Raw genomic sequence first — 26,703 nt, 5'->3', positions numbered from 1 at the left:
AAATTGGGGGGGGGAGAGAGGTAGTGTTTTTCCCGCTAATAATAGATAACGCTATTTCAGGGACTATTGTTATTTCTTTTGATGAAATTCTTTCAAAAGAACAAACTAATTTAATAAGATTAATACTAGAAAATACTTCTAATGAAATTGTTAAAAATAGTAATCATAAAATTCAAATTCTTTCTTCTCTTAGCATGGATGAAACAAAGAATTACTTATCGATTTTAAAAAAATATTCTAGTTTCACTTCCTTTAATGGTAAAAATAATAACTATAAGTTCCCTGCTAAATCAATTACTAATATTGAAAAGGCATTATCTTATATAAATTCAAATATTACTAAGCCATTAAATTTAGATGTTGTTTCAAAAGCAATCTATATATCTCCAACCTACCTAAGTCGCTTATTCAAGAGTGATCTAAATATTAATTTTATTGACTATGTTAATATTTTGAAAATGAACTTAGCTCAAGAGAAACTTATATCAACTAAAGTTTCTATAATCGATTTAGCAAATGATTTAGGCTTTGCGCAGGCTAGTTACTTTACAAAAATATTCAAACGCTGGACAGGAACAACTCCATCAGAATATCGACAAAAAAATACGAATGTAAAGCAAATTTATACAATATTTAGAACACCAAACTGGACAAATTCAATGAGTGTTCTTGACGCGACTAAGCAATATTTATCAAATTATGATCTTCCAGTAAAAACACGAAAGATTGACTCTAATGAGTACATTTACTCTATTGATAACTTAGAAAACAAGGATAATCATAATAATGGCTGGATTTATACTGTTGATTGCTCGCAACCAGCAAATCTCTCTAATAAAGTTAGCGTTTGTAACAAATCAGTAATCCAATGGATGTATATAAATAGTAGTTTTTAAACACTATTTAGCATATTTTTGTCTTTACTTTAATCATTTTTGGCAACGCTTTACTTCATAATTTATTATGATATACAATGTGAAATATAAACTTATAATTTGACTAAAGAACAAAGCGAGGTAAAAAACTATGGCTGATATTGATGTAAATCCAGAATTAGTTAAAAAGATTGTTAAACAAGTATTAACTCAATCTGCTAACAGCTCTTCAAATGGCAATAAAAAGATTTTTGCCTTTAGTATTCGTAAAGATGAAGAACCATATGTTAAGGAATGGTCTGATGAGCATCCAAATGTAGAAGTTGAATATACCAGCGAATTACTTACACCGGAAACCGCTAAGAAGGCTAAGGGCGCAGATGGAGTAGTAGTTTACCAACAACTTGACTACACTGCTGATACTCTTCAAGCACTTGCAGATGAAGGGATTACAAAGATGTCCCTTCGAAATGTCGGTGTCGATAACATCGATATGACAAAGGCAAAAGAATTAGGATTTGAAATTACAAATGTTCCTGTTTACTCTCCAAACGCAATTGCTGAACACGCTGCAATTCAAACTGCCCGGATTTTACGACAAACAAAAGTATTAGACGAAAAGATTGCTAATGGCGATCTTCGGTGGGCACCAACCATTGGCCGAGAAGTTCGTGACCAAACCGTTGGTGTTATCGGTACTGGCCATATTGGTCAAGTCTACATGCAAATTATGGAAGGCTTCGGGGCAAAAGTAATTGCCTATGATCCATTCGAAAATCCCGAGCTGAAGAAGCAAGGATACTATGTTGATAGTCTTGACGATCTTTATGCGCAAGCTGATGTAATTTCCCTTCACGTTCCGGCAACAAAAGAGAATTTCCACATGATTAATCGTGAATCAATTGCGAAAATGAAAGATAATGTTGTTATTGTTAACTGTTCCCGAGGAGCATTAGTTGATACAGATGCGGTTATTGAAGGTCTTGACAGTGGAAAAATCTTTGGCTTCGTCATGGATACCTATGAAGATGAAGTTGGAATCTTTAATGAAGATTGGCGTGGCAAGGAATTCCCTGACAAGCGTTTGAAGGACTTAATTGATCGTTCAAATGTATTGGTAACACCACATACCGCTTTCTACACTACCCATGCTGTTCGTAACATGGTCCTTAAAGCGTTTGATAACAATTGCAAGTTAATTAATGGTCAAAAAGCTGATACCCCTGTTAAGGTTGGGTAATTATTACATTGATAATAATTAGTAAAAGCCAAAGTAACGTTTTTATTTCGCTACTTTGGCTTTTAAAATACTTATATTTATACTTTCTATAGCAACGGATCATAACGAATCGAATTAGGATCCTGCGTATTGTCTAGATATTCCTTAAATAATGGCAATTTGAATCGAACACGACCATTACCAGCCGTATGATTAAATCTTGCTGAATCATTCGTCGACGATACTGATTAACATAATTTTGTTGTTGCTTTGCTGTTCGATCATAATTCATTAACAACGCAATCTGCGAAGTGGATAAATTATTTGCAGTTCCAATAAGGTATTTCCGATCATTTTCTGAAAGGTTGTCAAAGATAATATCATAGCTTTGTGTAAACAAATCTTGTATATACAACTGCTTAACCATCTCAAAGGTCTGTTGATTAGGTAACTGCTGACTAATGTTAATTGCATTCCAAAATTTATAGCCAAGCAATTGAAATCCAAATGAATAACCACCTGTTAATTGTGCCATTTGGTGGGTTAGCAATGGCGAAAATTTAAGATACTTTTGGTATTCATTCTCAATTAAATTAACGTTTAGCATAGTTGTTTGGATATGACGCGCCCGTTTAAGAAAGTTTAATGTTTGATCATGCTCAATCTCATAAATCATCTGCGGTAATCCGTCAGCAACTAAGTAAAAGTTTAAATTATGTCGTTTGAGATTTTGGAGTAACCGAATAAACTCTCGTGTATTTTCCTTATGATTAAACTCATCAATAAAGATAACTACTTTTTTATTAAGTTTTGTCAGCATTACCATAAAGTTCTCAATATCTTGAGTAGTGTATCCTTCATTATTTTTACTAAAGCTTAATTCAAAGCCCATAATCGAAATTGCTGAAATGTGATCGAGCAGTGAATAAAACCTAAAAATATTTTTTAATCCCTGAGCAAACGTTTGAACCATATGTTGGTTATTATCAATCTCTAAGATATAAGTATCTTTAAGTTCTTTGACCTGCTGTTCAATTTTGGTTAATAGCGCCGTTTTTCCTGAACCTCGTAACCCGGTAATAAAAATTACCCGATTAGGATCACCATAATTAATTGCCTCAGCAACTGCTTGAGGACTCTCAAAATCGCTTTGATAATTTGGCAGCATTATATTCGGCGGAGTTCCAAAGCTAGGATCAAAAGGGTTCTTCTGCAAATTAGTCATAGCTTTTATCTCCTTTTTACAGTCTTTTACATTTCCAATCAAATCATCAATATGATGCTAAACATAAAGTAAAAGACCACAGTAATGTTAATCCCACTACTCTGGTCTTTTACTATCTAAGCCTCTTGTAAATAATGTCTAAATGCAACTGTCAGCGGTTTATATAAAATGAAATAACAACCAAAATTGCCAACTGCATGGTAGAAATCAAATAGCAATCCACTAAGCCAATAAGCTAAAAATGCAGCCCAGCCACCGTAAATTGACATCCCCAGACTAACAAAAAAGCCATATTCAAATCCGAGAAATGTCGCTAATATTACTTGCAACGTAAAATGTTTCTTCAACGGTGTTACCTTTGCAAGGCCTGCCACCGTCAGCACACAAACTGCATATGCAAGAATTTGCGGAACCGTCCATATTCCAAATCCTAATAACAAATTCGATAAAATCATTATCATCATTGCTAATGATATTCCAAAACCAATTCCAAGCATTAAGGTCGCAATCATGATTAAATCAGTAACTGGCTGAACATTAGGAATGGGGATTATCTTAAAGACTCGTAAAACGGTCCCTAATGCTGCAAGCATTGCAATTAACGTCATCCGTTTAACCTGCATATGCCTACTTAATGAATGAACCCGCGCTTTCATTTACTTCATTTCCGCCTTATCTAACGTAAATTGAACCTTATCCTTGTTCTTCAGTGTTTGCTGATTAGCTAGCTTATTAACCTGCTTTCCATTAATCGTATATGTCCAGTAAATTCCCTTCTTTTGATTTTCCTTCATGCCATCAATCGAAGTAACGAATCCTTTTGCTTCTTCAACTTTCCAGTTTTTCTTTAGGCCCGTGATCACTTTGGCATTCTTGTTTACCGTTGCCTTTTTAGTTGCTACAACTTTCTTTCCCTGTTTAAGAGTATAAGTAACATTAATTTTATTAGTACTCTTCTGACTGTTATTCTTATATCCAGTTAGAATAAAAAAGGCTAAAAACATTACTAATAAACTACCTAACACTTTAAACTTTTTCATGAATTATTCCTCCTCAAGCCCTCTAATGAAAGCGGTACAAATCTATACTTACCCTACAATTACTTTTAAGGAACTTCAATACTTTAATAAATATATGACAATTTAATATTCTTTTCTTATATAATTAATTCAAAAAAAAGATAATTTGGACTAGAACTACTTCTAAAAAATAACAAATTTAGTAGTAATTCTTCACTTTTTTGTTGTCATTCCTACTTTAATAGCAAAATTATATTCTTTTATAGAAGGAATATTTTATTTTTTCTTGTTAAAATAGCACTTTTTTTCATTAGAATTTACGGAATAAAGTTAAAATCCATTTCTTGCAACGTATTCATATTATCTAATACTGACTTTATCCCATCTAGCCACGGTAAAATCATCATCGCACCACTGCCTTCACCTACGCACATATCAATATCAATATATGGATATAATTTGAGCGCTCCCAATGCAATCTGTGAGCCATGTTCCTTTGATTTATGGGTAGGAATCATGTAATCAGTTATTCCAGGGACCATCAAATTAGCAAGCAAAGCAGCAGAGTAAGAAAGAAATCCATCCAATAGGACTGGCTTATGCATTGCCCCTGCAGCTAAAATTGCCCCCGCCATCGCTCCTAATTCATACGCTCCCACCTCGCTAAGAATTTTGAGTGCATCATCAATTTTTTGATTCGTAAAACCGGCACGGGCCAAACTCCTATTAATCACATCGACCTTGTGCTTTAACCGTTCATCCGAAATATTAGATCCTCTTCCAGCTACTTCTTCACCAGTTTTACCAAGTACTGCCGCCACAATTGCTGAAGCTGCCGTAGTGTTACCCATCCCCAGTTCACCAATTGCTATTACTTCATTTCCTTCTTTAAATGCCTTAATCCCCATAGCAAAGCCAAATTGTAAAGCCTGCGCTGCTTCTTGACGTGTCATGGCCGGCTCAATAAGCATATCTTTAGTAGAATAACTAATTTTATGTTCTTTAACTAACGGTGAATGCAGGTCGGCGTTTATTCCCAAATCATAAACTTGGACATCACATTCATATGCTTTTGCTAGTGCAGCTACTGCTGTGTGTCCTTTCATCATATTTACCGCCTGAATTGCTGTGATTTTTTGTGGACTAGCTGAGACTCCTTCTTTAACTACACCATTATCTGCTGCAAAAACTAAACATTTCCGTGGTTTAACATTAAATGTAGTTGTGCCATAAATTCCTGCCAAATGATCAGCAAGTTCTTCTAGCCTGCCAAGTCCTTTAACTGGTTTGGCAAGATTATCCAGCTTCAGTTGCATTTGCTTCATTGCATCATATGCTAACGGTTGAATTTTTGTATCGTTATAATTCATATTACCTATCCTTTTCTGCTTGCCAAATGTTACTTAGCGTTTTTTCAAGAACCTCTGATTTTTTCTCAGGAACGGTTACCATCAGCCCTTTACTTTTCAAATAGTCTCCTGTGCTTTTTCCAAGGGTAAAATAACTAATTCGCTTATACTCATTACTGTCCACTTTTGTCATTATTTCATACATCCTGTCAAAATTAGATGCACTTGTTACTAGCGCCATCGTAATTTTTCGCTTTAAAAATATTTTTAATCCTTTATTTTCATGTAGTTGGTCCCACGTATTACGATAAATCACTATCTTTTTACCGATAAAATCCTCATAATACTTTTGCGCCTTATCACCTATCAACCAGCATATTTTTTGCGTCTTATTTTCTTGCAAGGTTGCCAACAGCGTTTCACGATTTTCTGCTGGTGAAATAACAACCTGATTAGTTACTTTACTTTCTAACAGTCTTGCAATTTTCTTACTAAGAACATAAATTGGTGCAGACGTATTTAACGAGTTTAATCCATCAATAAATGTTTGTGCCCCGTATAAACTAGTAATAACAAGGGCCTTACTCGCAATAATCCTTCTCTTTTCTTCTTCTAACAGATCAACCGGTGTTAATACTCGAAATGGGAAATAAATAACATCCGTCAATTGCTCTAAACGTCTTCGCCAATAAACCGGAACCTTACGTTTAGGATATGTTATTAAAATTGCCATGATTTTCCCTCCTCTTATATATTTATTTTCCAGCGATAAGCATTGTGATTTTTTAAATCAACGATGCTATAACAAGATGCTTTAAAATCAAGTGAGTAAAAATCTGCTTTCGAATCAACTAATTCTTGATATATCAAACGAAGGGATCCAAGATGAGCCACCACAAAAGCAACGTCACTTTCCGTTGTGTGGTTTAATAACCACTGCAATCCACGATGAACACGTTGCTTAAAGTGGCTAAATGACTCGACTGTCGATGGGGTATAGGTTAGTGGTGCTTTTAGCCATCTTTCCCAATCCTTTGGGTAACGAGCCTCAATTTCATTTGCATCTAGCCCTTCCCAATTACCAAATCCTTTTTCAGCTAGGTCTGGAACTATTATCGTTGGTACTGTTGGCAATATTTTTTTAATTGGATTAATCGTTTGCCCTGTTCGCTGAAGATTAGTACGCACAAACAGTGTCGGATGTAATCCTTTAACTTTTTCAGCTAGTACCTGCGCCTGCCCATTTCCTTTCTCATCGAGGCTAACATCAGCTGTTCCATAGAATTTTTTCAAACGATTATAATTAGTTTCCCCATGTCGTGCTAAAATCAATTTCATAATCCCAACCTCAATAAAATAGTAAGCGATAACAAAAAGATCAGTGGTGAAAGGCTGGCAAAAGCTCCCAACGTATCCCCAGGCGTGCCACCTAATACTTTTGTTACTTTTTGCCGGTAAAAAAATGCTACTAACGGAATCATCATGTAACTCACTAAACCTTGCCACGAAAAACTTAACCCGACAACAATAATTGCAAACAACTGTGCAATCACAATTCGCCACAGTTTAATTCCTAGCCAAATATTTGAAAGGCCTTTTTTATTACCGGGATAAACCATTTTATAAAAGAGAAGCGATAACCCCGCTTTTGTCAGCATCGTTAAACAAACTACCAATAGTACCATATGAACTAAATTTAAATAAGAACTAATCACTATTCCCAGGCTAACTACTAGCGCATAATAATAGATTAATGCAAGGCTCCCCATTGTACCTAAACGACTATCTTTCATAATTGCAAAAATCTTATCAGATGTTCGTGATGAAAAGAATCCATCAGCCGTATCAGCAAGTGCATCTAAATGAAAGCCACCTGTTAGCAATCCATCTGTAATCCAATATAATATCCACGCAACCCACAATGGGAAAAGATAAGTAAAGCCCCAAAAGATTAATCCTTCTAGGCATCCTAGTAAAAAACTAAATAAAGTAATATATTGAATGCTTGTCTTAAATTTATTTGTCGCATCATCAATAGGAATAGGGATATTTAGCTTAGTAAAAAACTGGCCAAATAAAATTAATGCATCCTTCATTTCATCACCTACTTTATCTTCTGAACTAGCCCGCTAATAACAAAGTAAACATCGTCCGCTTTTTTAGCGATCATTTGATTTACCTCGCCATATAAATCTCGCAAAATCCGTGTTTGCTTAGTCGCTGGCACTACTCCTAGACCGACCTCATCACTAACAATTACCATTGATTGATGCTTTTTCTTTTGCGCTGTTAATATTTTTCGCCATTCTTCAAGAATTACTTGCCGAATTTCTGCAATTTCTGTTGAAGATGCAGCTTCTAAATAGTCATCGATTCTCTCTGGAATTGTTTTAGTTAATACAAAATCATAAAACAGATTCGTAATTAGCATTGTCGCGTCATCAAGTAGATAACCATCTAATGCTTCATTCTCAATTACTTTATCGATTTTTCGATATTGTTCTCGGGTTGTCCATTTAGCAGAGCGACGTTCTTGATGACGTTTTATTCGTAACTGCATTTCACCATCGGGATTTTTCACCACGCCAGTCGCAATGTAACAAACCCTTTCTTGACGTGAATATAAGCTTTCAGCAAACTCTGACTTACCGCTTTTGGCTCCCCCTAATACAAAGGTTAAATTTTGCTTCCCCATTTTTTCACTCTTTTCAAAAAGGCCGTGACAATTTCTTGCCACAGCCTTTTAATATTTTATTTACTTGGTTGCCGCATTAAATGCTGCATCGAATGCTGCAATTGTCTTTTCAATGTCCTCATCAGTGTGCTTAGTAGAAATAAAGTTAGTTTCAAACTGTGATGGTGCTACATAAACACCATGCGCTAATAATTCCCAGAAACACTTCTTGAACAATTCTTGATCACATGCTTTGACATCATCAAAGTTATTAATTGAATTACTATTATAGAAATAACTCCACATCGTTCCAACGTGGTGAACAGTCATCGGTACTCCATATTTATCTGCTGCTTGCTTAATTCCATCGGTCAATGCCGTAACCTTCTTATCCATCTCAACATAATTTTCAGGAGTTAGTTGCTTCAATGTACTGATTCCACCAGTCATTGCCAACGGATTTCCAGAAAGCGTTCCTGCATGGTAAATGTTTCCTGCTGGCGTAATTTGTTCCATAATTTCACGGCGACCACCAAATGCACCAACCGGAAGCCCCCCACCAATAACCTTGCCAAGAGTCGTCAAGTCAGGTGTAATGTTCACTAAGCTTTGAACGCCATGATAAGCTGCACGAAAGCCAGACATTACTTCATCAAAAATAAGAAGCGCACCATGCTCTTTAGTAACCTCACGAAGAGTCTGCAAGAATTCTTTTGTACCAGGAATAACTCCCATATTGCCAGCTACTGGTTCAACAATCGCACATGCAATCTCATCCCCGTGCTCTGCAAAAAGTTTTTTAACCCCTGCAACATCGTTATATGCCACCGTTAGCGTATCGTAAGCAAGGTCATCCGGAACACCAGGTGATGTATTAATACCAAATGTTGCCAAACCTGATCCAGCATCAACTAACAGTGAATCACTATGTCCATGATAGTTACCAACAAATTTAACGATCTTTTCACGCTGCGTATATCCCCGCGCTAAACGAATAGCACTCATCGTCGCCTCAGTTCCTGAAGATACCATCCGAATCATTTCAATTGAAGGCATAATCTTGTTAACAATTTTTGCCAGTTCAGTTTCCTGTAAAGTAGGTGCACCATAGCTTGTTCCCTTTGCAACAGCCTTATCTAATTCCGCGACGACATTATCATCTGCGTGTCCAAGGATTAGTGGTCCCCATGATAGAACATAGTCAATATACTTGTTCCCATCAATGTCATAAATATATTCATTCTTACCATGATCAATAAATAATGGATCACCACCAACATTCTTGAATGCTCGTACTGGACTATTTACTCCACCCGGCATATATTGTTGCGCTTCTTTAAACGCAGCTTGCGATTTTGTTGTATCTAATTTAGTCAAAATAAAACCACCTAACAATTTAATTTAAAGTTTCTTTGCGACGTCCTTTGCAAAGTAGGTAATAATCAAGTCAGCCCCTGCGCGCTTCATTCCTACCAAACTTTCATATACAATCTGTTCTTCATTAATCCAGCCATTAGCTGCTGCAGCTTTGACCATGGCGTATTCACCAGAAACATTATACGCAACAAGTGGCAATAGGGTGTGATTTCGTACTTCACGCATTACATCCAAGAATGCCATTGCTGGTTTAACCATTACAAAATCAGCACCTTCTTTTTCATCACTAGCCACTTCGCGTAAAGCTTCTAAACGATTAGCCGGATCCATTTGGTATGTTTTGCGATCTTTTGGCCCCTCTTTAGGAGAACCGTCAGCAGCATCACGGAATGGGCCATAGAATGAAGATGCAAATTTAACTGCATAAGACATAATTGGTGTATTCTCATAGCCTGCTTTATCTAGTCCCTGCCGAATAGCAGCTACATAACCATCCATTGCATTGGAAGGAGCAATGATATCGGCTCCTGCTGCTACTTGGCTAACGGCAGTCTTTGTAAGGTACTCTAATGATTCATCATTTAACACTACCCCATCTTTAAGAATTCCACAGTGACCTGTACTGGTATACTCGCAAAGACATGTATCAGCAATCACAATTAGTTCGGGATAGTTCTTCTTAATTAGCCGAATTGCCTGTTGAACAATTCCGTTGTCTTCCCAAGCGCCAGTACCAACTTCATCTTTCTTTTCTGGGACCCCAAAAATAATAATTGACTTGATACCTAGGCTCACAATTTCTTTAATTTCATCAAGAATTGAACCTAAACTATAACGATAAATCCCCGGCATTGATGAGATTTCTTCTCGGCCACTAATTGTTGCATCAACAAATACCGGCATGATTAAATCATCCTTATTTAGGTGCGTTTCTCTTACTAAATCACGCATAGCAGCACTAGTACGTAAACGACGATGACGATCAAATTCCAACATGATCACTACTCTCCTTCAATAATTCCAAATTTATCCTTAGCCAATAATTGATCGGCAACCATTTTACCGACTCCATACTTATTGGCAGGCACTCTCAATTCTTTAATAACATGCTCACCATTGGGGGAAGCAATTAACCCATCAAAGAGAATTTGCGAACCCTTTTGGTAAGCATGTCCTCCAATTGGAAAATTGCAACTTCCACCCAACTCGCGCATAAATTCACGTTCTATCTTTACACAATATGCAGATGTTTCATCATTTATTTGATCAAGCATCTGGCGAATCGCTGTATCGTTTTTTCGACATTCAATTGCTAAGCATCCTTGTCCAACCGCAGGAATAACATCATCTTTTAGCGACATTATATGATACCCATTCAAATTAGCATTTAAACGGGCTAATCCAGCCTCCGCTAATACAATCCCGACAAGATTCTCTGTGTCTATTTTCCGCAATCTGGTATCGATGTTACCTCTAATAGGCACAATTTCTAAATCCGGACGCACACTTAATAATTGACCTTGACGACGCAAACTATTAGTCCCAATTCGCGCACCATGAGGTAGGTCCTCAACACTTGCAAATTTCTGCCGGCTGACCAAGCAATCAAATGGTGATACGCGTTTAGGAAATGCGCCTAAGATTAATTCATCAGGAAGTGCAGGCATCACATCTTTTAGACTATGGACCGCAAAATCGATTGTGCTATTTTTTAATTTTTCCTCAATTTCTTTTACAAAAACACCCTTGCCACCGATCTTAGCTAGACTAGCCTGTTGCTTACGGTCACCTTCTGTAATAACGTTTTTTATTTCAAATTCTGTTGCTGGAAAAAGCTTTTGTAATGCAGCAATAACTAACTTTGTTTGTGCCATTGCTAACTTACTTTTACGGCTACCAACAATTACTTTATTTGCCATTTTCTTGATTCTCCACCTTTAAATTCTCCATTCCAAAGATTTTACAGAAAAAGTCAATATCCGCTGTTGCCCCCGGTGTTATCGACAATTCTTTAATCTCTTTGATTGGTCCCTTAATCATCTGGTTAATAATACTCTTCATATGTTTGCTAATTACCTTCCGTTCATGCGCATTTAACTCTGGCAATTTCCGAAGTAGGCTATCGTAAGCCTCTCCTTCAATTTTTAATGAGTGTTCCCGAAGTCCTCGGATTACAGGCACAATATGCAATTGTTTTTCCCAGACAGAAAAATCAGCAACTTCATTAGGAACTTCTGCAGCAATTCTAGCTAACATCTGCTTTTTCTTTACATCATTTGTCGTTAAAATTGAACGTAAATTATCAATATCATAATAGTTAATACTTTCGCTACTGTATATTACATTTCGTGGAACTCCTAAATCAATAATAATTTGGCGACTTTTCCCTGCCGCTTTATATAACGGTCTCTTTACCGCAGCAGCAAAAATAGCAGCATCAACTTCTGCCATTATTGTGTCTAATTGGTTAAATGGCCGTGCTTCTACTACTCCCTGTAATGCATCAGCAATCTCTTCTGCCTTTTGGTCTGTACGATTTAATAGCAGAACCTTACTAAAGCCCATGTTGCTAGCATTATAAGCCGTGTGCTTCCCAATATGTCCCATTCCAATTACCGCTAGGCTTTTTCCTTCTAGTGAGCCAAAGCTGCTCTTAATTTGGTGTAACCCTGCTTGACCAGACGACTGGGCCAATTCACTTACACGATACTTGGTATGCATCCGTTTTGAAAAAGTGATTGCCTGCCGAAAGAGATGATTTAGAATTACCCCGGTCGTTTCTTGATTGGTTGCTATTTGAAATGCTCTTTTCATTTGACCAAGGATTTGTGGCTCACCCTTAATTAAAGAATCCAGACCGACAATTACCCGAAAAAGGTGTTCCACCGTATCTTCTTTAGAACTAATTGAAACATATTGATTAAAATCATCTACCGTATAATGAAACCACTCGGCTAAAAATCTTTTAATATAATAACGACCAGTATGAATCTGATCAACAACTGCATAGATTTCTGTTCGATTGCATGTCGAAATCAATAAATTTTCTAAGATACTTTTTTCAGCATTAAGCAATTTATCAGCTTTAGGAATTTCATCTGCTGAAAAAGAAAACTTTTCTCGTAGTTCAATCGGTAGTTGATGATAATTTAAACTTACACACATCAAATACATCCTTATTCAAACTCCTTATGAAATCTTTTACTGATCCACTCTTTAATTTCATTCTTTATTTTTTTCGCCATTCGCGGTGACTTGCCCATTGTCGAAATGCTTATAAACAGATCGTCAGAACTAAGCGTGGCTAAATTATAGAAATCAGAATTAGTTTTATCGCTAGTATTGTTAACTAGTTGAAAATGTGTTGCCTCAGCCTTAACCTGATTATTAACTTTATGATCACTCGTACAAGCAAAAATAATGTCCATTTCTTCAACATACTTACGATGATAGGTGTCTTGTATCCAGTTAATCTTTGTTTTATCAATATTCTTAGCTAACTGTGGACTTATCACAGTCGGTATTACCCCTGCTAATAACAACTTCTCTATTTTACGGTGGGCAACTTTACCACCGCCAATTATCGCTACACTTTTTTCGGCTAAGTTCAAAGTAATCGGATATGGTGCTTCCATCATTCTTATCATCCCTTGCTTTTTGTTGAATCACGTAATACCTGAGTAAATTTTTCCATATCAACATTTTCTTCAAATAGTCGAGCAAGTTTTTCATATTGTTGATCCTTATAATCGCTAATTGAAACATTAGTATCAACAAGCGGTGCTAATCCTTTAGCCATTCGAACCTTATTTAATAAATGCCTCGTCCAATAAGGATTATCAAAAATACCATGAAGATATGTTCCCATTACGGTTTCATCACTATTAACTGCCCCATCTTCACGTTGTTCTGCTTTTCCATTAGTCATACAAATGGTAGAAAATGGTGTTGCATTTATGCCTAAGTTAGTAGTTCCCATGTGGATCTCGTAACCCTTTAATGTAAAGTTTCTTCGCTTTGCGACCGCCTGCGTAGTTGTTTTTTCTTCGTTAAAAGTTGTCGCAACATCAAGCAAGCCCAATCCTGCCTGCTCCTTAATGGATGATTCAATTTTTTCAGGATCATAAAGCATTCGCCCAAGAATTTGATAGCCACCACAGATTCCAATAACCACACTACCATCTTGGTGTGCCCGTAATATTGCGTTAAAAAGGCCATTCTTTTTAAGCGCAGCAAGGTCTTCATTGGTATTTTTACTTCCAGGAAGAATTAATAAATCAGGATTACCTAATTCTTCTGCCTTTACAACATAGCGAACCGACACATCTGGTTGAATTTCAAGGCTGTGAATATCGGTAAAATTAGAAATTTTCGCAAGGTCAATTACAGCAACGTCTAATGCCTTCCCTGTTTCTTTTTGCCGCGGTTTCCGCGCTAATGAAACGCTATCTTCTTCATCAATGTCAATATTGCTCATTGGCAATACCCCAATAACTGGGATGCCAGTCAACTTTTCAATCATTTTATTTCCAGACTCAAGCAGTGCCTTATCCCCACGGAACTTATTGATAATAATTCCCTTAATACGTTGTTGATCTTTTGGCGACATTAGTTTAATAGTTCCATAGATAGAGGCAAATACACCGCCTTTATCAATATCAGCAACAAGAATTACCGGTGAATTTGCAAGCCGTGCCATTCCCATATTAACAATATCGTTATCGTTTAAATTAATTTCAGCAGGACTACCAGCACCTTCAAGGATCACAACGTCATTTTCATTTGCAAGGCCGTTATATGCTTCCATTATTTGCGGAATTAACTGCGGTTTAAATTTGTAGTAAGTTGCCGCATCCATATTCTTTAAGACTTTCCCCATTACAATTACTTGTGAATCCTTATCAGTCGATGGTTTTAACAGGATGGGGTTCATCCTAACATCAGGTTTTACCCGCGCAGCCTCTGCTTGGTATACTTGCGCTCGTCCCATTTCATCACCAGTATCCGTAATAAAAGAATTTAATGCCATATTTTGTGACTTAAATGGAGCAACTTTTTTACCCTGATTTGTCAAGATCCGACAGACAGCCGCGGCCAACCAACTTTTCCCGGCATCCGAAGCCGTTCCCTGAAACATTACAGATTGTACTGACATAACCATTCCCTCCAAAACTTTAACAGCATGTATTAAAGAAGCTAGTAATTTCAAATTTCCACCGAAATTTCTTTACAACACCACTAATTATGTTGTCCATCATTAGCAAACAATTCTTGTTCGTTATCATATAATGGCAACCCTAGCTTCTGATGGATTTTCACTAACCACGGTTGATCCAGCTTGTTTTCTTTCAACAGTTGTTCATTATTAAAAACTTCCTGCTTATTTCCCTGTTCTAAGATTTTTCCCTTTCCTAACAAATAGAAGTAGTCACAGGTTTCATACATAAAATCCATATCATGACTAGAAAGAATTATGTGCTGACCATTGTCAACCAATTTTTGTATTAACTTTTTCATTCTTGCACGACCATCTGGATCAAGCCCTGATGTTGGTTCATCAAGCAGGATCCACTCAGAACCAATCACCATTATTCCAGCAATTGCTACCCGTTTTTTCTGTCCACCGCTTAAATACTGAATTGGTCGATCTTTTAACGGTAAAATATCAAGTTCGCTCAGCACCTTCTCTACCCGCCTGTTTATTTCTGCTGGAGGAAGCTTTAAGTTATGAAGGGCAAAAGCTACATCATCCTTCACAATCGAATAAAAAATTTGCTGGTCGGAATTTTGAAAAACAATTCCTATTTTTCGTCTTAACTGTCGCAATCCCTTTTTGGAATACACTACTGGCTTTCCATCAATCAAAATTTCACCATCAGTTGGTTTTAATTCACCTACTAAATTGAGAAAAAATGTCGATTTCCCGGCACCATTATGACCCATGAAACCAATCACTTTATGATCATCTGCACCAATTTTCAATGAGATTCCATTGAGGATTTTAGTTTTGTCATCATAACTAAAACTAAGATTTTTCAATTCAATCATTTTATCCTCCTAAATGTAAAAATCACCATCATACAATTTAGCATCTAGTGCCTTTGTCATCATTTCATAGTTAATAATGACCTGTTCAAAAAGCATCTTTGCTAAAATGCCAGATGAACGAATCATTAAGCTCAATGAGTCATAACCAAATCGTAATTTTTGTGCCTGACGAATTTGTTCAAATGCATCAATAAAAATGAATATAAATCGATACATCAACATCGTGACTTCAATCATTACCCGTGGAAACCTAGCTGCTTTTAATACCTGCAAAATCTGAATAAACGGCGTCGTTAACGCAAACCAATAGGTACAAACAATTGCCGTCATACACTGAAGTACCATTCGGCCGGCCTTAGGCATCATTACTTTTGCCATCCCAATATAAACGCTGCCAACCTTAACAGGCCAAATCAACGATGTTTTATGTACAGAAGCTGTTACAACAATTCCAACAATACTCAAAATCACAAACGGAATAATTGGATAAAACCAGCTGAAGTAGCGCTTAACTGATACTTTTGTTAGGTAAATTGTAATAGCGACAACAGCCACCAAGACGATAACTTTTAACCATTGAATTGGCTGAAATGCAAGCATGATTCCTACTAGCCATAGCAAGGCTTTAAATTTTGGTGACCAGTTTACAATTCGATTTTCATAAGCATATTTATCAATACTCAACATGAAATAGTCACCACTTTTTCAATTACTTATTTATAACTTGATCTTTCTTACTTTCTGTACTGCTGTGAGCTTTTTTCTTACCATGAGCAACACCAATAAAATAGCAAATAAGCCCAGTTCCCAAAGAACCTTGAACAGTAAAAAGTAGGCTTTCTATTTCACCCGATGGCGGTGTCCATACCGGATGAGCCCATACTTTATAGCCCGGATCATATTTTTTTATTTGCTCTGTTCCTTGATCATCACTACCGCCATATTCACCTTTAACAAAGATGAAAGGACTTAAAACCAATAAAATAACGCAGATCAGTAAAATAATATTAGTTCTCGTTCGCTTTTTCATTGTAATGCCGACTCCTTCCATAAATCATTGCTGATTACGAGGTTGTAAACAATAACCGTTAATAATCCTTCAGCAATTGCCAATGGGATTTGAGTTACAGCATAAATTCCAAGGAACTTTATAAGAGCGGCGCCAACGCCACCGTTCGGGTCAGGAAAGACAATTGCTAACTGAAAGGCAGTTGTGACATAGGTTGACCAATCAGCAAACATCGCACAAAGAAATAAAGATACAGACCGATTAACCTTCATCGCCCGACATAATTTCCAAACAGCGTAACCAACAATTGGGCCGACAATCGTCATTGAGAATTCGTTAGCTCCAAGGGTAGTTAATCCACCATGAGCCAATAATAAAGCTTGAAATAATAGCACAATAACTCCAAGAACAGACATGACCCCTGGGCCAAACATAACCGTTCCTAACCCAACACCTGTCGGATGTGAACATGAGCCAGTGACTGATGGCAATTTTAATGATGAAAGGACAAACACGAATGCCCCACAAAGTGCCAGCATAACCTTTGCATTCGGCACATCTGAATTAACTATCTTATGCATCCGATATAATCCATAAATAAAGAATGGCGCAGATACAACGAACCAGAAAATACACCACTTAGGCGGTAACATCCCTTCCATAATATGCATCGCATGCGCAGTCATTGGATAAGCAAGAGTATAAACAAAACCAACAGTAAGAAACAAGATAAATTTACGATATTTTTTTAATACTCCCATAATTAGCCCTCTTTTTTCTTTAGTAGTGCCGTTGTAAAGTAAGGTAAATTATCCCCAAGCGAATAATCAGCTAATCGTCGTACTTTTTGTGTTGCCATTGATGCATTTTCAACAACAATTGTCTTTTCTAATAACCCTCTTTCCTGTAAAAGCTGATAAACTTGCTTGAAATTAGTAGCAATTTTCATAATAATAACGTTATCGTTTAACTCAATTACTTTAGTTAATTTATCTTCATCTGCTGTTGCCGGAACAATTTCTAACGATTCTTCATCTAGCATTAATGGAATTGATAAACTTGCCGCAATCTGACTAAAGGACGAGATCCCAGCAATCGTTTGTACATCAATATCTTGCTTTAACATATCGGCAATATAACTAAATGTACTATATACAGATGGATCACCTAATGTTAGAAAGCCAACGTTTTGGCTATTTCGAACGTCATCTTTAATTTCATCCGCAATCTTACGCCAACTTTCTATTTTGATATTCCAATCTTTAACCATTGGAAAGTGGCGTTTTTTTATTATCAAAGTGTTTGGTAAGTATGGTGCTGCGATCTTTTCCGCCACACTCTTACCACCCTTATGCGCTTGTGGCACATACAATACGTCTAATTTTTTAATTACGTTAACTGCTTTTATAGTAAGCAATTCACTATCTCCAGGACCAACGCCTATGCCAAAAAAGCTTGCCATTTAGTTTTCCCTCCTTTCAATAGTCTTACTTAACTTATCAATAAACATCTCTTGAATTTCTTTATATTCACCCAGTCCCTTTAAGACAGGATGACCATTTATCCCATTTCTATTCAAAATTGTCTTCCAAGAATCCGGTTGTTCCGAGGCCATATCATTGTGAGCATGATTACCCGCTACCATCATTAGTGGCTGCATATAAACTTTTTCAATTTGTGCATGCTTTAAGCGTTTAATCTCATCATTAATGCCTGGATAGCTTTCAACCGCACCAACATAGCTTTTTGTTCCTGCAAGCATATGGTCTAAACATGCATACGTTGTAAAGGCACTATGAGCAGTCCCATGGCCCATCCATAGAACCGCTTGACCAGATGGTAAATCGGTACTTTGTTTCTTTAAGAACGATACCATCCGCTCAAAATCTTCAAATTTCTCAAGAAGTGGTGGGGTCGCAACCAGTTGTTTAAATTGTTTAGAATAATTTTTTACTGCATCTTGAACTAACTGATACTCAATTCCTGGAATAATATGAAGAGATTGAAGATAAACTTCTTCATACCCGTGCATCTTTAATCTTTCTAGCGCTTCACCAATACTATCAACCGTGGTTCCTTCTTTTTCATGAATCCTTTTTCGGACAATTTTTGATGTAAATGCTCGATAAACATCATAAGCAGGAAAAGTTTCTTTTATTGTCTCTTCAGTAGCACCGATTGTCTTTTCTCGGGTTTCCGGAAATGTTGTCCCAAAGCTTACTGCCAATATTGCTGCTTTAGTCACCAGCGAATTCCTCCTTCACCTGTTCGATTGTCGCGTTAATATTCGGTCGGCAATTAATTACTTTTTTAAAGTTCATTCTTTTTGCAATATCCCCGATTGACTTCCCCATGGCAAAAGCAATTATATTTTTTAATTGCCCAACTTGTTTATGATTTAATGCTGACTTAAAATCCATTAAACTGACCGTACTTGGAAAAATAACAGCATTAAATTCTGTAAGGTCAAACAGCAGCGATTTTACTTGTTGGCGATGATAAAGACTCAAAAACTCAGTATCTTCATACATTGGATATTGACCACCAATTTCCAGTAAATGACCCGTTGACTTCTTATCGGTAATAACTTCGTCAACTAACAAGCCTTGATTATGTAGTTGCTTAGCGATACTATCATTTCCTACCAAAATCTTTTTTCCCACTAAAGCTCGTAAATCTTGTCCACAATCAAGTAATAATTGGACAAACTTTTTATATGCTATAAAATCATCAAATAAAATTGCAGAATAAGAATCCAGATTTGGTAATTTCACAGGTATTGATTTAACTGTTGTTCGTTGATAAAAATCAGCTGTTGCTCCTAAATCTCCAAGCATATTAAATAGCCGTTGACGTTGACTATAAGGTACCAGTACATGAACTTTCTTCAATGGTCTCGTTACATTTAGCTGTTCGCTCAATCTAACAACATTTCCTACAACAATTAACGCTGGCGACGATAATCCTTTTTTGTTAACTAACTCTACAATATTGGATAAGTCACCAATCACCATCTTTTGTCGCCATTGTGTTGCCCACTGAATAATTGCAACTGGCGTTTTTTTATCTTTTCCGTATTTAATTAACTGCTGACATATATTAGAAAGCTGCGCCATCCCCATCAAAAAGACTAACGTTCCTTCCTGACTAGCAATATTATTCCAATCAAGTTGTTGTCCATCTTTTTTATGATGGCCAGTTATGACATGAAAGCTTGATGCAAAATCACGATGAGTAATTGGGATTCCTGCTGCTGCTAAACCGGCAATCGCACTAGTAATCCCGGGAATAATTTCAAAATCAATTCCCTCTTTTTTTAGAATTTGTGCTTCTTCGCCACCACGACCAAAAACATACGGATCACCAGCTTTTAAACGAACAACCTTTTTTTCTGACCGGGCATAACTCACTAGCATTTCATTAATCTTTGATTGCTTAACCTTGTGATGTAAAGGCATCTTTCCTACATCAATTAAGGTTGCTTTTTCATTTGTAAATGCCAACAATGATGGGTCAATTAGCCGATCATATAACACTACATCAGCTTCATTTAATCGCCGTTTTCCAATTAATGTTAATAATTCCGGATTTCCGGGACCTGCTCCAAGGAGACTTACTCTACCATTCATCGTTTTCCTCCAAGTAACTTACTAATTCATCTAAGTTACCAACTACTGCTGGATAATTGATTTGTGGGCGTCGAATGATAACACATGGAATCCTTAATTGTTCACACGCAGTTATTTTCTCTTGAATTCCACCTTGACGGCCACTTTCCTTTGTCACCACTGCTTTTGCATGAGCTCGTTTAAATAGTTCATAATTCAAGGGCGTCGAAAAAGGTCCTTGAATTGCATCGATTTGTGAAGCAATAAAGCCTACAGTTGTTAGCTTATCCATTACTTTAGTTGTTGGTAATACCCGTATATGCAGCCGTTTCACACCTAAATTTTCGGCATAGTCTGGAGCTGTCTTACTCCCTGTTGATAAATAAACGACTCCTTCAAGTGTTTTTAAGTATTCACATGCTTCATTTAGCGAATCAACTATTTTTAATACGGCGTTCTTATCATAAATATTCTGACGCTCATAACGTAAATAAGGAATCTGAAGTTTTTCAGCTTCTTTAATTGCTAATTGTGATATAACTCGTGCAAATGGATGAGTAGCATCAAGAATAAAACTAATTTGATTATCATGGCAAAAACAAGCAAAGCTTTCTTCGCTAAAAGTTGTCTCAATGACATTTTTTGAATGCTGATGGGCTAGCTCTGCACCATAATCGCTAATAACTGACAATATAAAAGGCTTTTTTTGCGCAGTTAATCTATCTGCAACTTCTAGGCTTTCTGTTGTTCCACCTAGTAAAAGAATCATAACGTGTAACCTCGTGGCGTAATCATCCGTCCATCTTCAACATAAGTATTCTTATTGCCAACAATCACAATTGACGTCATGTTAATCTCAGTTTCATCAAGGTCTTTAATTGTTGTAACCTTATCAATCTCTTTTGGACGCGCAACATCTTTTCCAATCCCGACAACAGTATCTGGAGACTTATATTTCAAAATGATGTCTAATGCCTTACGAAGGTGGTGGGGACGCCCTTTACTCCGCGGGTTATAAAGACATATTACAAAATCTGCCTTAGCTGCTGCATCAACCCGCTTTGTAATCACATCCCACGGCGTCATAAGATCACTTAGACTAATATGACAAAAATCATTCATTAATGGCGCACCTAAATGGGCTGCGGCTGCAATGCTAGCAGTTACTCCAGGAATTACTTTAACGTCAATATGAGTATCCATCTTACCAGCTAATTCAAGGACTAACCCTGCCATTCCATAAATTCCAGCATCCCCACTGGAAATAATCGCAACATCCTTTCCGGTTGCAGCAATATCAAGTGCTTTTTTGCACCGTTCAATTTCACCACGCATACCGGTAACCACTAATTCTTTGCCCTCAAGCATGTCTTCAATTAGTCGTACATAGGTCGCATAGCCAACAATTGTATGAGTATTTTCAATTACTTGTCGTGCTTCCTCTGTCATTAATTCCTTTGATCCTGGTCCTAATCCAACTACATATAGCATCTTATTTCCTCCTAAATTTCGTGTAACCGACTAAGTGCCATTGTTATTTCGTGATTAGCATATCTTCTTGTCACATTTTGTTCACCACTTGCATAATCCGCTGCCGCGCAGGCTACATTGCCAACACCAACAGTCTTTAACACAAATGCTGATGCAGGATAATTGGTGCTGACTTGTCGTAACTCTGAAGCCGAATAAAATTCAGCAGTTATATTAAACGTTTGTGCTAAATATTGAATTGCCGGCTCATGTTTTTTCACATCAATTGACGCTAACTTTGCGAACGATTGCCATAACAATTGATGCTCTGTACAAAATTCAGCAAATGTTTGTTGCATCATTTCATAAGTTACATTTTTACGGCAACCGATTCCTAATACGTTCACCTGTGGAATAACATGGATAACATCGTTACTTTTCATAAATCCAGAACGATCAGAAACAATAATCAGTGGTATGCCTTCTTGATGTTCTTTTATTCCGGATAATATTTCAAAACCATTAAGCCGCTTTAAATAACGTCGTAAATAGGGTTCCAAATATAGCTCAACTTTTTTACCCTCAGCTAACAAGCAATTTATTTTTTTAGTATTTTCCTTAAAGTTTGGATACCATCCGTTAACTCGTTTAGCTAAGATATCAAGTGCCTGAACATTTTCTGTATCCGTTGCTGTGGTGATAACTGGTGTTGCTCCAGTTAATTTTGCTATCAGTCTCGTCCACTCGTTTGCACCACCAACATGACCCGATAGTAGGCTAATTACATTAGTAGCCTTCTCGTCCATAACAATGACTGCTGGATCTACCGTTTTATCCACAATTACACTGGCTAATGATCGTACAACAATCCCAGTTGCCATTATGCAAATCACGCAATCATATTCTTTAAACAAGCGGTGAATTGTCCGCGTAAACTCCCCCTTAAGATAATAATTTTCATCATCTTGGGCCAATCGCTGCGACAAAACTACATCAGCATGGCATTCCTGTTCTTGTAAACGTTTCTTTAAATAACGAGCAACCTTAGCGCCACCTACTGTCAACGCGATAATCACAAACCTTTTCATTACTATTTACTCTTTTTACGGAACATCGTGCTGAATCCAGCATCATAAAGGTGCGAATAGTTATATTCATCGCCTAAGAATTTACCAACCATAATCAACGCCGTTCGCCGAATATCTGCTTTGTGAACTTTTTCGGCAATATCTTTTAAGGTTCCGCGAACTACTTTTTCATCTGGCCATGTTGCCTTATAAATAACCGCTACTGGTGTGTCTTCTGGATAGCCGCCTTCTTCAAGTTGGCTTACCACTTTCTTTATTCCTTGAACAGAAAGAAAAATAACCATTGATGTTTGGTGTTGTGCTAATGATTTGAGTGATTCACCTTCAGGTACCGGTGTCCGCCCTGCCATTCTTGTAATAATGACGCTTTGCGCAACTTCTGGCACAGTATATTCCACCCCCATACTTGAAGCGGCCCCAAGGAATGAACTAACTCCTGGAACACATTGGTATTCAATTCCACGTTTCTTCATTTCCTCAATTTGTTCACGAATAGAACCATAAATTGAAAAATCACCTGTCTGTAAACGAACAACCGATTTATCATTTTTTACTGATTGTTCCATTCGATCAACGATGTCATCTAAAGTCATCTTAGCGCTATCATATTTTTCAGCATCGGCTTTACAATAATCCAATAACTCCTTGTTGATTAATGATCCTGCGTAAATTACCACATCCGCATCCGACAATAATTTATAACCCTTCAAGGTAATTAAATCTGTTTCACCAGGACCTGCTCCTACAAAACTCACAATTGCCATTTCAATCATCCTTTCTATTTACGCGCACTAACGATAATGGTTGGATTATTAGGCTTAAAGAAATGCCCCTTGCCTAATTTATGCCAACGCAAAACACCAACTTCGATCATTTCAATATTCTTAAAATCGTTTTCTTGCAATAATTGCTCTACTTGCATTGCGTTTTCAAACAAAATAAAATTCAATACAATCGTGCCATTCGCATTTAAATGGTCACTTGCAAAATTAATAATTTCATCTAAATGTGATCCACTACCACCAACAAAAATTGCATCGTATTTTTGTTCAGGAATATCTTCTGGTGCAGTGCCTTTAATTAACCGAATATTCTTTAAAGCAAACTTATTAATATTTTGGTTGATAATATCAATTCCGTCTGGATTCATTTCAATTGCGGTTACTGTTAAGCCGTTAAACTCATGTGCAGCTTGGATACTAACGCTTCCGGTTCCAGCTCCTACATCTAACATTGACTTTTTACCAATTAAATTAAGCTTATCAATGCTAATCGCCCGAACTTCTGACTTTGTCATTGGTACCTTATTTCTTAAAAATTCATCATCACGCATCAGTAATAATCACCACGTTCATTTCATAATCTCTATTTTCGATTGTTTGTTCATCGTACTTGGTTATCTTTTCATCTGGATAGCTAAGTTTTTCCCCAACATAAATATTTCGTTGAAGTCCTCTTCTTTTGATTTCTTGACCAATTTCATAGGGACCAAGTGTTTTATCCGTAACCATGCCGACCTTTGAATGTTGAAGTAAAAAGTCAAAATCTGGTTTTCGACCGTGACTACTAGTTAAATAGCAGTCATTCATTGATAACTGCAGTTGATGAAACATATACTGGATTGAACTAATTCCTGGAACTATTTTTATCTTTTGCTCATCAATTTGATCTGTTATCCATGTTCCAATGCCGTATAAAAGTGGATCACCCGAGGCAAGCAACACAATGTTCTTTTGCAAATTTGCTTGTAAATATTGCTTTAACTCAGATAAATGCGGCAGCTCCATTTGTTTGCTTTCAACCTCTGGAAAAATTGTTAACTGGCGCTTTGACCCAATTACAACATCCGCCTGCTCAAGATATTCATGTGTCCCTTGAAGCTGGTACCTTGAATCACCCGGACCAATTCCTAATACTGTAATCATTGCCACTCACCTTTAATTTCTTGTAGTGGTTTACTTGCAGCTAAGAAGCCGCTTTCGTGGGAAAAGATAACTGCATCAATCTCTACATGTAGTTTACGGTGAGCTAATAATTTTTCAGCCCGTTGTTTGATCTTATTAGCAATCATTTGATACACCGCTTGATAGCCGGCCTCATTAATTAACTTAATCATTGAAATTGTTGTGAGGCATTGATTTATTTTGCGTAAAAAGTCGGTTGAAACGCCGCCCATCAGCGCAAGGTTAGCAACCATTATTTCAGCTCGGGCATCCGCATCTTTACTATGGGTAGAAAAAATGCCACCAGCAACTTTAATCATCTTACCTAGGTCACCAACAATTAGAACCTTGGTAAATCCTAAGCGCTGGGTTTCATGGAGAACATAACCAACAAAATTGCTCATTTGAACGATTTTTGCATTTGGTATCCCAAGTTTCTCTTTAGCAAAGTCCTCCCCGTAATTTCCGGGAACAAGGACAAGGGTGTTATCCCCACGCTTTCGATGAATATTCATCTCAATTGAAATCGAATGCTTCCAGCTTGATTCCGACATTGGCGTAACAACACCACTTGTCCCTAGGATCGATATTCCACCGACGATCCCTAACCGCGGATTATAAGTCAGCTTAGCAATTCGCTCACCTTCTGGAACCGAGATAACAATATTAACTCCTCGTTTCTCTCCTAATTCATCTCGGGCTGCTTCTGTAATTACCCGTCGTGGGGTTGGATTAATTGCCGCCATTCCCGGTTTATTAGCAAGTCCCTCTTTAGTGACTCTACCAACACCCTTACCACCATCAAGATGAATTTCATTATCATCCCGCATTTTTACAGTTGCAAAAATCAATGCCCCATCCGTTGCATCTTGATCATCACCACCATCTTTTTTTATCGCACAACTAGCTTGACGAGTATCAAAATCGGTTTGCTCAACATCAAATATTGCTGTCTTACCATTAGCCGCATGAACTGTTACCGTTTCTTGTGTTTCTTGGTTTAATAACGTTCTTATTGCTGCAACAGTTGCGGCGGTCGCAGTTGTTCCCGTAGTAAAACCCTTGCGTAACTTTCGACCATTGTAATAGACAAAATTATCTTCAGAGTTATTGTTTGGTGTGACGGCCATATTCATCACCTAACTTTTTAATATCCATGTTATACATCACTGCATTGATCAAGGCTGCCGCCAGGTTACTGCCACCTTTCCGACCAAGAGCAGCAATTGCGGGAATATCTGATTCATATAACGCTTGCTTACTTTCTGCAGCCTCTACAAAGCCAACTGGAACACCTATAACTGCTGCAGTTTGTAATTGATTATCATTTACCATCTCAATAATTTTGCAAAGGGCAGTTGGTGCATTACCGATAATAAAAATTTTCTGGCGAGAATCCTTAGCAGCAACTTCAACCGCTGCCATTGAGCGCGTAATCCCCTTTTTTTGTGCCATTTCAATAACTTGCGGATCACGAATTAAACAATGATAATCAACGCCAAGTTTATTTAGTCGCCGCTTATTTATCCCCGATAATGCCATCGTAGTGTCAGTATAAATAACGCCATGATTCATTAGGACATCCTTCATTTTTTCCAATACATTATGGGTAAATTTTAGATTTTGTAAGTAGTCAAAATCAGCTGTCGTATGAATTGCACGTTTAATCACTGCCTCTTGTAACGGATTTTCAAATTTATAGTTAGGAGCGATCTTCCCAATCTCTTCTTGAATAATTTGAAAACTCTTATCCGTTATTTGGTGTGGAATTGTTATATAGTTTTCTTTTTCCATCCTAC

The 26,703-nt window shown here is 37.1% G+C and carries 31 protein-coding genes; 2 read left to right on the top strand and 29 right to left on the bottom strand.

Annotated elements, in window-relative coordinates:
- Positions 1-23: 23 nt before the first annotated feature.
- On the top strand, positions 24-896 hold the full coding sequence (locus tag H5S39_RS06200) for a helix-turn-helix domain-containing protein (RefSeq protein ID WP_182596226.1): 873 nt from the start codon (positions 24-26) through the stop codon (positions 894-896).
- A 130-nt stretch (positions 897-1,026) separates the two neighbouring features.
- Entirely contained in the window at positions 1,027-2,115 is a 1,089-nt protein-coding gene (locus tag H5S39_RS06195) for a D-2-hydroxyacid dehydrogenase (RefSeq protein WP_220477068.1), read from the top strand.
- Between the two features lie 133 nt (positions 2,116-2,248).
- Here the strand turns inward: H5S39_RS06195 and H5S39_RS11620 are convergent, their stop codons facing one another.
- The 29 genes from H5S39_RS11620 to H5S39_RS06045 form a co-directional block, all read right to left on the bottom strand.
- Positions 2,249-3,319 carry an ATP-binding protein gene (locus H5S39_RS11620; RefSeq protein WP_231832862.1) on the bottom strand — a complete coding sequence of 357 codons (1,071 nt, stop codon included), beginning with the start codon at positions 3,317-3,319 and terminating at the stop codon, positions 2,249-2,251.
- A gap of 116 nt (positions 3,320-3,435) precedes the next feature.
- On the bottom strand, positions 3,436-3,975 hold the full coding sequence (locus H5S39_RS06180; RefSeq protein ID WP_182596225.1) for an ECF transporter S component: 540 nt from the start codon (positions 3,973-3,975) through the stop codon (positions 3,436-3,438).
- Positions 3,976-4,359, bottom strand: a complete 384-nt coding sequence (locus tag H5S39_RS06175) for a DUF4430 domain-containing protein (protein WP_182596224.1) — start codon at positions 4,357-4,359, stop codon at positions 3,976-3,978. It abuts the gene before it with no gap.
- 296 nt (positions 4,360-4,655) lie between these two features.
- Positions 4,656-5,708, bottom strand: coding sequence for a nicotinate-nucleotide--dimethylbenzimidazole phosphoribosyltransferase (cobT, locus tag H5S39_RS06170; RefSeq protein ID WP_182596223.1), 1,053 nt, complete (start codon positions 5,706-5,708; stop codon positions 4,656-4,658).
- Between the two features lies 1 nt (position 5,709).
- Positions 5,710-6,420: a uroporphyrinogen-III synthase gene (locus H5S39_RS06165; RefSeq protein WP_182596222.1), complete on the bottom strand. Its 711-nt coding sequence runs from the start codon at positions 6,418-6,420 to the stop codon at positions 5,710-5,712.
- A 14-nt stretch (positions 6,421-6,434) separates the two neighbouring features.
- Positions 6,435-7,025: a histidine phosphatase family protein gene (locus H5S39_RS06160; protein ID WP_182596221.1), complete on the bottom strand. Its 591-nt coding sequence runs from the start codon at positions 7,023-7,025 to the stop codon at positions 6,435-6,437.
- Positions 7,022-7,783 (bottom strand): adenosylcobinamide-GDP ribazoletransferase, encoded by a 762-nt coding sequence (locus H5S39_RS06155; protein WP_182596220.1) that lies wholly within the window; start codon positions 7,781-7,783, stop codon positions 7,022-7,024. The genes H5S39_RS06160 and H5S39_RS06155 overlap by 4 nt, the downstream gene beginning before the upstream one ends.
- Before the next feature lie 8 nt (positions 7,784-7,791).
- The gene (locus tag H5S39_RS06150; RefSeq protein WP_182596219.1) at positions 7,792-8,382 is read right to left on the bottom strand and encodes a bifunctional adenosylcobinamide kinase/adenosylcobinamide-phosphate guanylyltransferase; all 591 of its coding nucleotides are present in this window, start codon (positions 8,380-8,382) and stop codon (positions 7,792-7,794) included.
- A 60-nt stretch (positions 8,383-8,442) separates the two neighbouring features.
- Complete coding sequence (gene hemL, locus H5S39_RS06145) at positions 8,443-9,738, bottom strand: glutamate-1-semialdehyde 2,1-aminomutase (protein WP_182596218.1); 1,296 nt, start codon at positions 9,736-9,738, stop codon at positions 8,443-8,445.
- Positions 9,739-9,762: 24 nt separating this feature from the next.
- On the bottom strand, positions 9,763-10,734 hold the full coding sequence (hemB, locus tag H5S39_RS06140) for a porphobilinogen synthase (RefSeq protein WP_182596217.1): 972 nt from the start codon (positions 10,732-10,734) through the stop codon (positions 9,763-9,765).
- A 5-nt stretch (positions 10,735-10,739) separates the two neighbouring features.
- On the bottom strand, positions 10,740-11,657 hold the full coding sequence (gene hemC / locus H5S39_RS06135) for a hydroxymethylbilane synthase (protein WP_182596216.1): 918 nt from the start codon (positions 11,655-11,657) through the stop codon (positions 10,740-10,742).
- Positions 11,647-12,903: a glutamyl-tRNA reductase gene (hemA, locus tag H5S39_RS06130; protein WP_510610089.1), complete on the bottom strand. Its 1,257-nt coding sequence runs from the start codon at positions 12,901-12,903 to the stop codon at positions 11,647-11,649. Before hemA ends, hemC begins: the two co-directional genes overlap by 11 nt.
- 11 nt (positions 12,904-12,914) lie before the next feature.
- On the bottom strand, positions 12,915-13,376 hold the full coding sequence (locus H5S39_RS06125; RefSeq protein ID WP_231832861.1) for a precorrin-2 dehydrogenase/sirohydrochlorin ferrochelatase family protein: 462 nt from the start codon (positions 13,374-13,376) through the stop codon (positions 12,915-12,917).
- Between the two features lie 5 nt (positions 13,377-13,381).
- Positions 13,382-14,893, bottom strand: coding sequence for a cobyric acid synthase (locus tag H5S39_RS06120; RefSeq protein ID WP_182596214.1), 1,512 nt, complete (start codon positions 14,891-14,893; stop codon positions 13,382-13,384).
- An 83-nt stretch (positions 14,894-14,976) separates the two neighbouring features.
- Positions 14,977-15,786 carry an energy-coupling factor ABC transporter ATP-binding protein gene (locus H5S39_RS06115; RefSeq protein WP_182596213.1) on the bottom strand — a complete coding sequence of 270 codons (810 nt, stop codon included), beginning with the start codon at positions 15,784-15,786 and terminating at the stop codon, positions 14,977-14,979.
- 9 nt (positions 15,787-15,795) lie between these two features.
- A complete protein-coding gene (gene cbiQ / locus H5S39_RS06110) occupies positions 15,796-16,473 on the bottom strand; it encodes a cobalt ECF transporter T component CbiQ (protein WP_182596212.1) in 678 nt (225 codons plus the stop codon).
- A gap of 22 nt (positions 16,474-16,495) precedes the next feature.
- On the bottom strand, positions 16,496-16,816 hold the full coding sequence (locus tag H5S39_RS06105; protein WP_182596211.1) for an energy-coupling factor ABC transporter substrate-binding protein: 321 nt from the start codon (positions 16,814-16,816) through the stop codon (positions 16,496-16,498).
- Positions 16,813-17,559, bottom strand: a complete 747-nt coding sequence (locus H5S39_RS06100) for an energy-coupling factor ABC transporter permease (protein WP_182596365.1) — start codon at positions 17,557-17,559, stop codon at positions 16,813-16,815. Before H5S39_RS06100 ends, H5S39_RS06105 begins: the two co-directional genes overlap by 4 nt.
- Positions 17,559-18,257, bottom strand: coding sequence for a cobalt-factor II C(20)-methyltransferase (locus tag H5S39_RS06095; protein ID WP_182596210.1), 699 nt, complete (start codon positions 18,255-18,257; stop codon positions 17,559-17,561). The genes H5S39_RS06100 and H5S39_RS06095 overlap by 1 nt, the downstream gene beginning before the upstream one ends.
- On the bottom strand, positions 18,258-19,040 hold the full coding sequence (locus H5S39_RS06090) for a sirohydrochlorin cobaltochelatase (RefSeq protein WP_182596209.1): 783 nt from the start codon (positions 19,038-19,040) through the stop codon (positions 18,258-18,260).
- Positions 19,033-20,424: a uroporphyrinogen-III C-methyltransferase gene (cobA, locus tag H5S39_RS06085; RefSeq protein ID WP_182596208.1), complete on the bottom strand. Its 1,392-nt coding sequence runs from the start codon at positions 20,422-20,424 to the stop codon at positions 19,033-19,035. The genes H5S39_RS06090 and cobA overlap by 8 nt, the downstream gene beginning before the upstream one ends.
- Entirely contained in the window at positions 20,414-21,172 is a 759-nt protein-coding gene (gene cobK, locus H5S39_RS06080) for a precorrin-6A reductase (RefSeq protein WP_182596207.1), read from the bottom strand. Before cobK ends, cobA begins: the two co-directional genes overlap by 11 nt.
- Positions 21,169-21,894 carry a precorrin-3B C(17)-methyltransferase gene (cobJ, locus tag H5S39_RS06075; protein ID WP_182596206.1) on the bottom strand — a complete coding sequence of 242 codons (726 nt, stop codon included), beginning with the start codon at positions 21,892-21,894 and terminating at the stop codon, positions 21,169-21,171. The genes cobK and cobJ overlap by 4 nt, the downstream gene beginning before the upstream one ends.
- Positions 21,895-21,905: 11 nt before the next feature.
- Positions 21,906-22,961 carry a cobalt-precorrin 5A hydrolase gene (locus H5S39_RS06070; RefSeq protein ID WP_182596205.1) on the bottom strand — a complete coding sequence of 352 codons (1,056 nt, stop codon included), beginning with the start codon at positions 22,959-22,961 and terminating at the stop codon, positions 21,906-21,908.
- 2 nt (positions 22,962-22,963) lie between these two features.
- Positions 22,964-23,725 carry a cobalt-precorrin-4 methyltransferase gene (locus tag H5S39_RS06065; protein WP_182596204.1) on the bottom strand — a complete coding sequence of 254 codons (762 nt, stop codon included), beginning with the start codon at positions 23,723-23,725 and terminating at the stop codon, positions 22,964-22,966.
- 14 nt (positions 23,726-23,739) lie between these two features.
- Entirely contained in the window at positions 23,740-24,294 is a 555-nt protein-coding gene (locus tag H5S39_RS06060; protein ID WP_182596203.1) for a decarboxylating cobalt-precorrin-6B (C(15))-methyltransferase, read from the bottom strand.
- On the bottom strand, positions 24,287-24,886 hold the full coding sequence (locus H5S39_RS06055; protein ID WP_182596202.1) for a cobalt-precorrin-7 (C(5))-methyltransferase: 600 nt from the start codon (positions 24,884-24,886) through the stop codon (positions 24,287-24,289). Before H5S39_RS06055 ends, H5S39_RS06060 begins: the two co-directional genes overlap by 8 nt.
- Positions 24,883-26,034: a cobalt-precorrin-5B (C(1))-methyltransferase CbiD gene (gene cbiD / locus H5S39_RS06050; RefSeq protein ID WP_182596201.1), complete on the bottom strand. Its 1,152-nt coding sequence runs from the start codon at positions 26,032-26,034 to the stop codon at positions 24,883-24,885. The genes H5S39_RS06055 and cbiD overlap by 4 nt, the downstream gene beginning before the upstream one ends.
- On the bottom strand, positions 26,012-26,698 hold the full coding sequence (locus H5S39_RS06045) for a cobalt-precorrin-8 methylmutase (RefSeq protein ID WP_182596200.1): 687 nt from the start codon (positions 26,696-26,698) through the stop codon (positions 26,012-26,014). Before H5S39_RS06045 ends, cbiD begins: the two co-directional genes overlap by 23 nt.
- Positions 26,699-26,703 lie beyond the last annotated feature (5 nt).

Origin of the sequence: Limosilactobacillus rudii, from assembly GCF_014145455.1 — a bacterium.
GTDB classification, from domain to species: domain Bacteria; phylum Bacillota; class Bacilli; order Lactobacillales; family Lactobacillaceae; genus Limosilactobacillus; species Limosilactobacillus rudii.
Note: the sequence above shows the minus strand (reverse complement) of the source record. Positions and strands in the feature narration are given on the sequence as shown.

Bases quoted from the DNA above. Each gene is read 5' to 3' on its own strand.
- H5S39_RS06150 (WP_182596219.1), bottom strand. From the start codon at position 8,382: ATGGGGAAGCAAAATTTAACCTTTGTATTAGGGGGAGCCAAAAGCGGT.
- H5S39_RS06055 (WP_182596202.1), bottom strand. From the start codon at position 24,886: ATGATTACAGTATTAGGAATTGGTCCGGGTGATTCAAGGTACCAGCTT.
- cobA (WP_182596208.1), bottom strand. From the start codon at position 20,424: ATGAATGGTAGAGTAAGTCTCCTTGGAGCAGGTCCCGGAAATCCGGAA.
- H5S39_RS06105 (WP_182596211.1), bottom strand. From the start codon at position 16,816: ATGAAAAAGCGAACGAGAACTAATATTATTTTACTGATCTGCGTTATT.
- H5S39_RS06120 (WP_182596214.1), bottom strand. From the start codon at position 14,893: ATGTCAGTACAATCTGTAATGTTTCAGGGAACGGCTTCGGATGCCGGG.
- H5S39_RS06180 (WP_182596225.1), bottom strand. From the start codon at position 3,975: ATGAAAGCGCGGGTTCATTCATTAAGTAGGCATATGCAGGTTAAACGG.
- H5S39_RS06070 (WP_182596205.1), bottom strand. From the start codon at position 22,961: ATGAAAAGGTTTGTGATTATCGCGTTGACAGTAGGTGGCGCTAAGGTT.
- H5S39_RS06095 (WP_182596210.1), bottom strand. From the start codon at position 18,257: ATGGCAAGCTTTTTTGGCATAGGCGTTGGTCCTGGAGATAGTGAATTG.
- H5S39_RS06125 (WP_231832861.1), bottom strand. From the start codon at position 13,376: ATGATGGAAGCACCATATCCGATTACTTTGAACTTAGCCGAAAAAAGT.
- H5S39_RS06175 (WP_182596224.1), bottom strand. From the start codon at position 4,359: ATGAAAAAGTTTAAAGTGTTAGGTAGTTTATTAGTAATGTTTTTAGCC.
- cbiD (WP_182596201.1), bottom strand. From the start codon at position 26,034: ATGGCCGTCACACCAAACAATAACTCTGAAGATAATTTTGTCTATTAC.
- cobK (WP_182596207.1), bottom strand. From the start codon at position 21,172: ATGATTCTTTTACTAGGTGGAACAACAGAAAGCCTAGAAGTTGCAGAT.
- H5S39_RS06045 (WP_182596200.1), bottom strand. From the start codon at position 26,698: ATGGAAAAAGAAAACTATATAACAATTCCACACCAAATAACGGATAAG.
- H5S39_RS06165 (WP_182596222.1), bottom strand. From the start codon at position 6,420: ATGGCAATTTTAATAACATATCCTAAACGTAAGGTTCCGGTTTATTGG.
- H5S39_RS06160 (WP_182596221.1), bottom strand. From the start codon at position 7,025: ATGAAATTGATTTTAGCACGACATGGGGAAACTAATTATAATCGTTTG.
- cobJ (WP_182596206.1), bottom strand. From the start codon at position 21,894: ATGCTATATGTAGTTGGATTAGGACCAGGATCAAAGGAATTAATGACA.
- H5S39_RS11620 (WP_231832862.1), bottom strand. From the start codon at position 3,319: ATGACTAATTTGCAGAAGAACCCTTTTGATCCTAGCTTTGGAACTCCG.
- H5S39_RS06115 (WP_182596213.1), bottom strand. From the start codon at position 15,786: ATGATTGAATTGAAAAATCTTAGTTTTAGTTATGATGACAAAACTAAA.
- H5S39_RS06195 (WP_220477068.1), top strand. From the start codon at position 1,027: ATGGCTGATATTGATGTAAATCCAGAATTAGTTAAAAAGATTGTTAAA.
- H5S39_RS06155 (WP_182596220.1), bottom strand. From the start codon at position 7,783: ATGAAGGATGCATTAATTTTATTTGGCCAGTTTTTTACTAAGCTAAAT.
- H5S39_RS06060 (WP_182596203.1), bottom strand. From the start codon at position 24,294: ATGCGTGATGATGAATTTTTAAGAAATAAGGTACCAATGACAAAGTCA.
- H5S39_RS06065 (WP_182596204.1), bottom strand. From the start codon at position 23,725: ATGGCAATTGTGAGTTTTGTAGGAGCAGGTCCTGGTGAAACAGATTTA.
- hemB (WP_182596217.1), bottom strand. From the start codon at position 10,734: ATGTTGGAATTTGATCGTCATCGTCGTTTACGTACTAGTGCTGCTATG.
- hemA (WP_510610089.1), bottom strand. From the start codon at position 12,903: ATGTGTGTAAGTTTAAATTATCATCAACTACCGATTGAACTACGAGAA.
- hemC (WP_182596216.1), bottom strand. From the start codon at position 11,657: ATGGCAAATAAAGTAATTGTTGGTAGCCGTAAAAGTAAGTTAGCAATG.
- cobT (WP_182596223.1), bottom strand. From the start codon at position 5,708: ATGAATTATAACGATACAAAAATTCAACCGTTAGCATATGATGCAATG.
- cbiQ (WP_182596212.1), bottom strand. From the start codon at position 16,473: ATGTTGAGTATTGATAAATATGCTTATGAAAATCGAATTGTAAACTGG.